Annotated in this window: 11 protein-coding genes and 1 pseudogene; 10 read left to right on the top strand and 2 right to left on the bottom strand. The window is 57.5% G+C overall.

Going from position 1 to position 8,730, the window contains the following annotated elements; all coding sequences use genetic code 11:
* From GGD53_RS31505 to GGD53_RS30250, 4 genes are all read left to right on the top strand, one after another.
* On the top strand, nucleotides 1–573 hold a 573-nt coding region (locus tag GGD53_RS31505), incomplete at its 5' end, for a hypothetical protein (RefSeq protein WP_210303399.1).
* Nucleotides 560–1,084: a HEAT repeat domain-containing protein gene (locus GGD53_RS30260; RefSeq protein ID WP_184460387.1), complete on the top strand. Its 525-nt coding sequence runs from the start codon at nucleotides 560–562 to the stop codon at nucleotides 1,082–1,084. The genes GGD53_RS31505 and GGD53_RS30260, both read left to right, overlap by 14 nt.
* An 8-nt stretch (nucleotides 1,085–1,092) precedes the next feature.
* The gene (locus GGD53_RS30255) at nucleotides 1,093–2,829 is read left to right on the top strand and encodes an RHS repeat-associated core domain-containing protein (RefSeq protein WP_184460386.1); all 1,737 of its coding nucleotides are present in this window, start codon (nucleotides 1,093–1,095) and stop codon (nucleotides 2,827–2,829) included.
* A 305-nt stretch (nucleotides 2,830–3,134) separates the two neighbouring features.
* On the top strand, nucleotides 3,135–3,503 hold the full coding sequence (locus tag GGD53_RS30250) for a hypothetical protein (RefSeq protein ID WP_184460385.1): 369 nt from the start codon (nucleotides 3,135–3,137) through the stop codon (nucleotides 3,501–3,503).
* A gap of 168 nt (nucleotides 3,504–3,671) precedes the next feature.
* Here the strand turns inward: GGD53_RS30250 and GGD53_RS30245 are convergent, their stop codons facing one another.
* Nucleotides 3,672–3,929 (bottom strand): YjhX family toxin, encoded by a 258-nt coding sequence (locus GGD53_RS30245; RefSeq protein WP_184460384.1) that lies wholly within the window; start codon nucleotides 3,927–3,929, stop codon nucleotides 3,672–3,674.
* Between the two features lie 299 nt (nucleotides 3,930–4,228).
* Here GGD53_RS30245 and GGD53_RS30240 point away from each other — a divergent pair, with 299 nt between their 5' ends.
* Nucleotides 4,229–4,738 carry a GNAT family N-acetyltransferase gene (locus GGD53_RS30240; RefSeq protein WP_184460383.1) on the top strand — a complete coding sequence of 170 codons (510 nt, stop codon included), beginning with the start codon at nucleotides 4,229–4,231 and terminating at the stop codon, nucleotides 4,736–4,738.
* A 3-nt stretch (nucleotides 4,739–4,741) separates the two neighbouring features.
* Here GGD53_RS30240 and GGD53_RS30235 read toward each other — a convergent pair whose 3' ends face one another.
* Nucleotides 4,742–5,053, bottom strand: a complete 312-nt coding sequence (locus GGD53_RS30235; RefSeq protein WP_184460382.1) for a DUF1294 domain-containing protein — start codon at nucleotides 5,051–5,053, stop codon at nucleotides 4,742–4,744.
* A 141-nt stretch (nucleotides 5,054–5,194) separates the two neighbouring features.
* On the opposite strand from GGD53_RS30235, the gene gatB reads away from it, so the two are divergent.
* The 5 genes and pseudogenes from gatB (at nucleotide 5,195) to GGD53_RS30210 (ending at nucleotide 8,721) form a co-directional block, all read left to right on the top strand.
* The gene (gene gatB, locus GGD53_RS30230) at nucleotides 5,195–6,697 is read left to right on the top strand and encodes an Asp-tRNA(Asn)/Glu-tRNA(Gln) amidotransferase subunit GatB (RefSeq protein WP_184460381.1); all 1,503 of its coding nucleotides are present in this window, start codon (nucleotides 5,195–5,197) and stop codon (nucleotides 6,695–6,697) included.
* A gap of 3 nt (nucleotides 6,698–6,700) precedes the next feature.
* Complete coding sequence (locus GGD53_RS30225) at nucleotides 6,701–7,204, top strand: GNAT family N-acetyltransferase (RefSeq protein WP_184460380.1); 504 nt, start codon at nucleotides 6,701–6,703, stop codon at nucleotides 7,202–7,204.
* Between the two features lie 4 nt (nucleotides 7,205–7,208).
* Nucleotides 7,209–7,671: pseudogene (locus tag GGD53_RS30220) on the top strand (GNAT family N-acetyltransferase).
* A gap of 102 nt (nucleotides 7,672–7,773) precedes the next feature.
* Nucleotides 7,774–8,172 (top strand): NADH:ubiquinone oxidoreductase subunit NDUFA12, encoded by a 399-nt coding sequence (locus tag GGD53_RS30215; protein WP_184460379.1) that lies wholly within the window; start codon nucleotides 7,774–7,776, stop codon nucleotides 8,170–8,172.
* Between the two features lie 114 nt (nucleotides 8,173–8,286).
* Entirely contained in the window at nucleotides 8,287–8,721 is a 435-nt protein-coding gene (locus GGD53_RS30210; protein WP_184460378.1) for a DUF2155 domain-containing protein, read from the top strand.
* Nucleotides 8,722–8,730: the final 9 nt, after the last annotated feature.

Genomic DNA, 8,730 nt, shown 5'->3' with positions numbered 1-8,730 from the left:
CGCCACGCGATACGACCGCAGAGCCATTCACTTCGAAGGCTTCGTCTATCTCGTCGCCGCAATGATATGGCTTCGATGAATGTCGATTCGACCTACGCCGGGAGCGATAAAAGCGAGCGGTTCGGAATGACGGTTGGCCATTCCGCTTTTGAAGATTTGCTTGTTGGCGCCAACCTTGGATCGGTGCCAGTTGTTCAAAGAGAAACAGAGATGTTTTTCAGAACAACGAGCGATGCTCAATTCCAGAGCCTTCTCGCTACGGGAAGGGTCTCAGCAACGGTCGAAACTTTCATCAGCACAGAAGCCGCTTACGCTCGATATAGCGGTGTTACGGTTCAATTCATGACAAAAGGCGGTACTAAAGCTTCACTCGCTCAGATGGGTGTGGGAGACGCATCTCGAGTGGTTCGAAGCTATGACCTACCAAGCGTCGCTCCTGTCTGGACTGCAAGTCGCGCTTTTTTTAAAAGCGAGGATGGAGTGCTAATAATTGGGCTCGGTCGCGGTGCTGCTCTCGACCTGTTTAACAGAAGTATTATAGATTCCACGAGGTGCCTAAATGATCGAAAGTGAACGTGAATTGATCATGGAACTCGTTCCATTACGTTACACGCAATTCGTCAGGGAGCCGATATCGAAGGCGGAGTTTTTGAAGCAATTTCGTGGCGCGCGAGACGGCACGGTTCTCGCTAACGAACTCCTGGCCGAGGCGATCGAATCAAAGATTCCAGATGACGTGGAATGCGCTTTGATTGTTGGATCTAACTTCGGATTTAACGAGGAAAGCTTAGATTTTCTTTTACAGTTATTAAAAGAGGACTGGCACTTCAAACATGAAGATGTTGTGTCTGCTTTGGGACAATTGAAGGCACCCAAAGCGATCGACGCGCTATATCACGCTACTCAATGGATTCCAGCCTATCTGGAGTTTGAAGCCAGGGCTTTCGCCGTCAAGGCAATTTGGGCGCTTGGTGCAATCTCTAGCCCAGAGGCACAGGCCACTTTAATTGCGCTAAGTGGAGATCAAAACGCGATCATCAAGCAAAATGCATTGAACCAGCTATCGAGACGGCCGCAAAATTAGGCGACCGCGTGGCGGGCACGACCACCGTCGAGCACGGCCCGACCGGCAAGACCACGGCGATCGGTTATCAGCCTGCCAACATCGTCGTCGGCAAGCGGACCTTGCCCTGGCTCTACAACGATGCCGACCTGCTTTCCAGGATCCCGGGACTGATCGACTCCACCAGCTACGAGGCCGACGGCCAGACGCAGACGATCAATTACATCAATGGCGTGACGACCAGCTTCAGCTATTCGCCGACCCGACGCTGGCTGGATCGGGTGACGACGGCGATGGGCACGACGGTGCTGATGGACAATCAGTACAGCCGTGACAAACTGGGCCGGATCAAGACCATCACCGGTCTGGCAGCCAACGACAATTGGACCTATGGCTATGACGATCTCTCTCGTCTGACCGGCGCCGACAATGCCGGCGACAACACCCTCGACGAGACCTACAGCTACGACACCAATCACAATCTTCTCTCCCGCACGCGGATCGGCGCCTATGTCTATCCGGCAGCAACGGCGATCCGCCCGCATGCGGCAACGCAGATCGGCGCAAAGACCATCGACTATGACGCCAACGGCAACATGGTCTCCGATGGCACTCGCACGCTGAGCTGGGACAGCGCCAACCGGCTGGCGAGCGTCACCCAGAACGGCGCCACGGTGAGCTTCGCCTATGGACCGGACGGCGCCCGGGTGAAGAAGAGCTGGGGCTTCGGCACGACGCTCTATCCCGACGCCAATGTCGAGATCGACCGCTCGACGCCGGGCACCGACATCTACACCCTCTATCCGCATCCCGACGCCAAGATCGTCGTCACCGCAGGCAGCACCGTCCAGGACAAGTTCTTCCTGCATCGCGACCATCTCGCCTCGGTGCGGCAGGTGACCAACGAAAACGGCACCCAGGTCGAGCAGACTGGCTATGCCGCCTTTGGCGAAGCCACCAACACCAGCTTCCAGACCAAGAAGAGCTATATCGGCGAACGCTTCGATCCTGAAACCGGGCTGATGTATCTCAATGCCAGATACTACGATCCGGCCTTTGGACGGTTCATCTCGCCGGATGACTGGGATCCGACCAAGCAAGGCGTCGGCACAAACCGCTACAGCTACTCCGAAAATGACCCCGTCAATAAGTCCGATCCGAATGGGCATATCTCAATGGGATGGGGCCAACTCAGCAAAGCGATAAGCGATTTTATAGGCAGTTTAACTGGTGGCGGAAGAGCCACAGCGGGAGACGATAGTCCCCGGGGTAGTTATTTGGAAAATGGTGGTTCAAGCCCATCAGCATCCATCACTGCTTCCGGTGTTAAGAGGTCTGCCGAGGCCAATGAGAAGGGCGAACGAAACTCAAAGAAAGGCAATGGCCCCAATCTTCGGCATGACGCGGGGGTGGCGGCGGCAATCCAAGAAGCGCGCAACGATGGCTATACAATTTTGAGTGAGGCCCAGGTGAAGGTAACTGGCAACTTTCTAGGAACCAGAAACTACGACTTCTTGGGGCGCGACTCTTTCGGAAACATTGTCGGTTTCGAGGTGAAAACATCAATGTCTGATACGGTGAAGCTTGATCGCAGCCAGGTTCTGAAAGATATCTCTGTAATGCAATTTGGTGGCGCCTCGAAATTCGGCCCAGTAACAGTGTTGCTTACAAAACCATGTGTGATGGCTGTGCTCCAGTCGATGCGCGAAGCGCCGTTCTTCGTTCACTCTTATCTGAGAGCAAGATACCGTTCGACGAGATTGTGAAGTGATGGGAGCAGCGCCTGAATGTTTCTAAAAGAAATCACATCTGCGTTAGACGAAAAAATGGCGCAGATAGGCTTCATCAAAGTATCAAAATTCTTGTATTGCCATAGCAATGATGGCGAGGCAGAGAGTTTTGTCGAGTGGAATTTATTTGGGCGACCCGTCAACAATTTCGCATGTGACTTTGGACTGCGGAACATTGCCGCGTTTAGTTTTGCAGAAAAGTGCTTGAAACTCTACGGCGGGAGAAACAGTCGGATGGAAGGCCGATTTAATGAGCGGTGCCAATTGGGGCAATACTACTCATGGGGAGAACGGTCATCGCTGCGGTGAGTGACCATGGCGGCAATTTGAAGTTAGTGCTTGAGAAGGCTCAAGCCGACATTCACCGCTTCGACCGAGAGCTGGGAGGGTTTTTGATCTCGAAGGACAAGCTTTGCGATCTTCTGATAAGTGATTACAAATGGATGCCGTGGGACTGGTGTAATGGCGCGGCAAGGGCTGCGGAATATGCCTACCTCGCTTCAAGCATCGGCGGCACAAGCGCAGGCGTACTACGTGCTGCTCTTAGGCCGTACGAGAATGTAAACATAAGATCCGGCCTAGATCGCTCTGTTGAAGTTCGCGAGTATTTGGATAACGTATTCCGGGACTTGGGCGCGATATCAACGTAATTAAATGGTATCGCGAAGTCTAGTGTTGAATATACTGGCACCCCGCAAGCGGAGCTGATGGAACAAGATAGATATTCGGGGTGACTTTGCCCCGTTCGAATTCCAATTCAAAGCTGAGCCCTGAGCGCGCAGGTTTGATGCGCGATCAGGGTTGGTTAGTCGCCCGATCTATCTATTGTCCAACTGCGACCTGACCAGCCTCAGCCCTTGTTCGGTGATCCGGTAGGGCTGGCCGCCTGAGGACCTGATTGCCTTCAGCCGCTTCAGCCGGCGGAAGAGATCGAGGTCGACGCCGGGATAAAGCCAGCCGTCGCGGGTGAAACAACTGACGTTCTCGATCTTTCGGTTGTCGTCGCGGGTAATTTCGATGCGGCCGCCTTGGGCCATCAGATGCAGGATGCGCTGCTCCGTGCGGGAAATGTCCATGTTGTGAGATCCGGTATCGCGCCGTAGGCGCGCACAAAAACGATCTGGCGCTCATTCGAACGTCAGGGCTTCGTTTTTTCGGGCCCATGCGCGCAAGAAAACTTGCGGGCAGGGCCTTTACCGGGTCTCAGACTGGCTCAACATAAAACATCTATTATTCAGCCCGGAAAAACCGGTCAAGCGCATCCCTGTCGGTGAAAACCGGTCGAAAACCTTGGTTTCGGTTGATCATCCCTTTGCAGCTACTGGTAAATTCCGCGACTCAGTGATCTAGTTGGAGGGGTAACGCGGAGGTGTCGTTGATCCACATTCGCAATGCCCGCGACGGGGAAGCGGAGCTATTGAGCGAGATCGGGCTCAGGGCCTGGCAGAAGGCGATGGCGTCGATCGGCGAATCGGATGCGATGATCGACGCGGCGCGCAACGCCTTTCGACACTTCGTGGAGAATGACTGGCTGACCATCACCGTCATCGAGCAGAACGGCCAGGTCGCAGGCTGGGCTGCACGCGAGGGATTGGACGAAACCATCTCGGATTTCTGGATCGATCCCGTCTTCACCCGGCAGGGGCTCGGCTCAGCCCTTCTCGAACGCATCGAGAAGGATATCGCCGGCCGAGGCTTCGAGACGGCCGCGGTGCAGACCCATTCCGGCAATAGCGAGGCAATCGGCTTTTTTCGCAAGCACGGTTATGGCATCCACTGGCTGTCGGTCGCCTATAATCCGAAGCTTGACCGCGACGTGCCCTCTGTCGGGCTGACGAAGCCGCTGGTTTCGGACAGCCAAGGCGGCTATGGGCAGGAATTCTGAAGTTTAAAAATCCAGATGAAGGCGAGGGGCCCATAGCGGCGCGAAGGCCAGCACCATGGCCAGGGCGCCGTGGAGGATCAGGATCGCCGCCAGGATCGACCGGAACGGCTCCTTTCTCGTCTTTTGGCGCAGGATCTGCTGTGCCGCCACCGCACCGAGGCTGCCGCCGATCAGCGCAAGGGTCAGAAGCGTACGCTCGCTGATACGCCATCGTTGGTGGCGAGCCGCCTGCTTGTCGAGGAAATAAACCGAAAAGACGATCAGGTTCAGCGCCAGAAACAGTACGGCCATTTTGGTGATGTCGGTCATCGTCATGTGGCTACACTGCCATGCCTCGGTTAACCCGCGGCAAATGTCGCTCCGTCAAACCGCGGTCCGCGATGGCGAAAGCCTTGCACCGGAACGCCATTTCCTTTACCTCACCAGTGGAAAAGAACAGCCTGCAAAGAGCATCAAATGACCCTTGTCGACGTCCGCACGCCTGATCCGAAACGCTTCATCCCCGGCGCCACCGGCGACTGGGAAGTCATCGTCGGCATGGAAGTCCATGCCCAGGTGCTCTCCAATTCGAAGCTCTTCTCCGGCGCTTCGACGGAATTCGGCAAGCCGCAGAATTCGAACGTTTCGCTGGTCGATGCCGCCATGCCCGGCATGCTGCCCGTCATCAACGAGGAATGCGTCAAGCAGGCTGTGCGCACCGGTCTCGGCCTCAAAGCTGAGATCAACAAACGTTCGCTCTTCGACCGCAAGAACTATTTCTACCCCGACCTGCCGCAGGGCTATCAGATCTCGCAGTATAAGGATCCGATCGTCGGCGAGGGCAAGATCGTCATCTCGCTTGGGCCAGACCGCCAGGGCCAGTTCGAGGATATCGAGATCGGTATCGAGCGCCTGCACCTCGAGCAGGATGCCGGCAAGTCGATGCACGACCAGCACGCGACCATGTCCTATGTCGATCTGAACCGCTCCGGCGTGGCGCTGATGGAGATCGTCTCCAAGCCCGACATGCGCTCGTCCGACGAAGCCAAGGCCTATATGACCAAGCTGCGTTCGATTGTGCGTTATCTCGGCACCTGCGACGGCAACATGGACGAAGGCTCGATGCGCGCCGACGTCAACGTCTCCGTCCGCCGTCCGGGCGAGGCTTTCGGCACGCGCTGCGAAATCAAGAACGTCAACTCAATCCGTTTCATCGGCCAGGCGATCGAATACGAAGCCCGCCGCCAGATCGGCATTTTGGAAGACGGTGGCACGATCGATCAGGAGACGCGCCTCTTCGATCCGAACAAGGGCGAGACACGTTCGATGCGCTCGAAGGAAGACGCGCATGATTATCGCTACTTCCCCGATCCGGATCTGCTGCCCCTCGAATTCGACGACGCCTTCATCAAGGCGCTCGAAGCCGATCTGCCGGAACTGCCCGACGACAAGAAGGAGCGCTTCGTGCGTGAACTCGGCCTGTCGGTCTACGATGCCTCCGTGCTGGTTTCCGAAAAGGCGATCGCCGATTATTTCGAGGCCGTGGCCGCCGGCCGTGACGGCAAGACGGCGGCAAACTGGGTGATCAACGACCTACTCGGCGCACTGAACCGTACCGGCAAGGACATCGAACAGACACCGGTCTCGCCGGCCCAGCTCGGCGCGATCATCGACCTCATCAAGTCGGGGACCATCTCCGGCAAGATCGCCAAGGACCTTTTCGAGATCGTGCTGACCGAAGGCGGCGATCCCGCCGAGATCGTCGAGTCGCGCGGCATGAAACAGGTGACGGATACCGGCGCCATCGAAAAGGCCGTGGACGAGATCATCGCCGCCAACCCCGAACAGGTCGAAAAGGTCAAGGCGAAGCCGACCATGGCGGCATGGTTCGTCGGCCAGGTGATGAAGGCGACCGGCGGCAAAGCCAATCCGCAGGCGGTCCAGGCGCTCGTCAAGGCGAAGCTCGGCATCGAGGAATAAGCGGTGTATTTCGTCCGCACCGCCGGCGAGCGCGACCTCGAGAAGGTGCGCGCTCTTCTGGTGGAAAGCTTTCACGCCACCTATGACGAGCTCCACGGCAAAACGAAGGTGGACGAGCTGATCGCCCATCTCTTTACGCCGGCAGCGTTGAAGGCACGGCTGGTGCGCAGGGATGCCGAGTTCCTCGTCGCCGATAATGGCCGCAACATCGGCGGCGTAGGTTATGCCGCGATGTCGCCAGCGCTGACGAAGACGGTCATGCTGCATCTCCTCTATGTCAACCCGTCGCTGCAGCGCCAGGGCATCGGCCGCGATATCTTCGCCGAGCTCGAAACCTGCTTTCCGGATGCTGAGATCATGCGTCTGGAAGTCGAGCCGCAGAATGCGGCGGCGATCGCCTTCTATGGGGCGCATGGTTTCACCGAAGTCGGCCGCAGCGAGAACAGCGCGCCCGGACAATCCGGCATTCCCTCGCTGATTTTCGAAAAACCGCTGGAAGGGCATTGATCCCGTGGCGGTCGAATTGTCCGATATTCTCATTCGCCAAGCGCACAGGGACGATCTTCCGGCGCTTGTGGCGCTGTTTGCCGCCGATCCTCTCGGCGCTCACGGCGATACGACGGATGCCGAGGCTTTTGCCGATTATGCCGAGGCCTTCGCCGTCATCGAGACTTCGCTGAACCAGACGCTTTATGTCGCAGAGCGCGGCCGCGAAATCGTCGGTACGTTCCAGACGATGCTCACGACCTCGCGGTTCTTCGACGATGATCATCGAGGCGGTGCAGACGCGGGCCGACATGCGCGGGCAGGGCATCGGCACTGGAATGATCGAATTCGCCGTTGCCGAGGCAAAAAGCCGCGGCGTGCGGCTGGTACAGCTGACCTCGAATGTCATACGCAAGGATGCCCATCGTTTCTATGAAAGGCTTGGCTTCAAGCCTTCGCATCTCGGTTTCAAGATGGCCTTGAAATGACCCTCGCCTCTCGTGGAATCGCTGGACAATTCGGCTTGGCGACGGCATAAGCGGGGAGCTAAATTCTGGTTTGGCCCGCGCTGGCGGGCACAAGGAAAAGACATGCGGGATCTTCTGGTTCAAATCTTCACCTGGTGGAACAGTCAGACGATAGGCACGCGTTTTGCGACCTGGCGTTTTGGCAAGCGCGTCGGCGAGGATGAATTCGGCAACGTCTATTATCAAGGCGGCATGTCCTCCTACGGTCTGCCGAAGCGCTGGGTGATCTACAAAGGCTATGCCGAAGCTTCCGCCATTCCGCCGGGCTGGCATGGTTGGATGCATCATCGCACTGATGTTCCGCCGTCCAAGGAAAATTATGTCGCCAAGGAATGGCAGAAGGCGCATCGTCCGAACCTCACCGGTTCGCCGCAGGCTTACCGTCCGCCGGGCTCGCTCGCGGTTCCCGGCGAGCGGCCGCGCGTCACCGGCGATTATGACGCTTGGACGCCCGGTAACTGAGACGGCCCGACCGGGCGATCGCAACCCCGGCTTTTGGCCACAATTGACCTTTACCCGCAGGTTGGCCGCGCTGGATCGCGGCCGTGAACCGAAAATATCTGGAGACGGGTACATATGAAGCTCTTCACGCGGAACATGGTCCTGCGTGGCGCCGGATCGCTGCTGGCGCTCTCGGCTCTGTTTCCACCGGTTGCGGCACATGCCGCCCGCATCGACAATCCGGTTGCCGTCTTCTCCGGCCTCGACAAGATCACCGGCCGTATCACGACGTTCGATGTCTATGTCAATGAGACGGTACAGTTCGGCGCCCTGCAGGTGACGCCGAAAGCCTGCTATTCGCGCGACCAGGCCGAAGCGCAGAAGATCGACGGTTTCGTCGAGGTCGACGAAATCACCCTCGACCGCAAGATCCGCCGCATCTTTACCGGCTGGATGTTCGCCGACAGCCCCGGCCTCAACGCCGTCGAGCACCCGATCTACGACGTCTGGCTGAAGGACTGCAAGACAAGCTCGGACGTCCCGGCACCGGACAAGGCGACAGCCCGCTGATTGATATCA

Source organism: Rhizobium aethiopicum (assembly GCF_014197535.1).
Lineage (GTDB): Bacteria > Pseudomonadota > Alphaproteobacteria > Rhizobiales > Rhizobiaceae > Rhizobium > Rhizobium aethiopicum_A.
Note: the sequence above shows the minus strand (reverse complement) of the source record. Positions and strands in the feature narration are given on the sequence as shown.